Source organism: Coprococcus sp. AM97-35 (assembly GCF_027697525.1).
Lineage (GTDB): Bacteria > Bacillota > Clostridia > Lachnospirales > Lachnospiraceae > Allocoprococcus > Allocoprococcus comes.
Genome location: NZ_JAQESL010000085.1, coordinates 1 through 573, shown reverse-complemented (window position 1 = coordinate 573; position 573 = coordinate 1). Strand labels below are relative to the sequence as shown.

Here is a 573-nt window from a genome sequence, read left to right as displayed (position 1 = left end):
CAGCTCCTGTCTTTTCAGGAGCAGAACCAGAGTTTAAAAAACTTAAACAGCGAATTATCCGGGCTGCTGAATCTTTTGCCAGATACAGAAGAACTGCTCTCACAGATCGAGCAACAGAAAACCAGAATCGAACAGTTGGAAAACGAGAATCAGCAATGGCAGGAATTAACGCAGAAGCTGAACAGCGAGAACAGCTTATTGCAGAAACAGAACAGCGAATTGCTGACCTTAAACAGCAGATAGAGAAAGCGAGGGAGATTGATGAGCGAATGCAGAAACTTAGAGAACGTCGGGCAGGTGGAAGAACTTCTGCTGATGACCGAACAGATGCAGGACGAACTGGATCAGAAAGACCAGACAATCCAGTGAATCGCTGACCTTGAACGAGAAATTGAACAGCGAAAACAGAGCCGAGAATATCGAAGCATTGCGGACAAGATTAAGGCAAACAGAGGAACGATTGACCAGCGAGACAGACAGCAGGAAAAGAGCCGACGCAGAAGTCGTGGCATGGAAATTTAAGTATGAAAAAGCAGAGCAGGAAAAACTTTATGCACAGACACACCAAAAGAC

Annotated in this window: 1 protein-coding gene and 1 pseudogene; both read left to right on the top strand. The window is 45.4% G+C overall.

Annotated features, from left to right (window positions below; genetic code table 11):
* The coding region (locus PG840_RS16785) for a hypothetical protein (RefSeq protein WP_270613925.1) at positions 1–243 on the top strand (243 nt) is incomplete at its 5' end.
* 136 nt (positions 244–379) lie between these two features.
* Positions 380–573, top strand: a pseudogene (locus tag PG840_RS16780) (DUF6040 family protein); the annotation flags it as partial.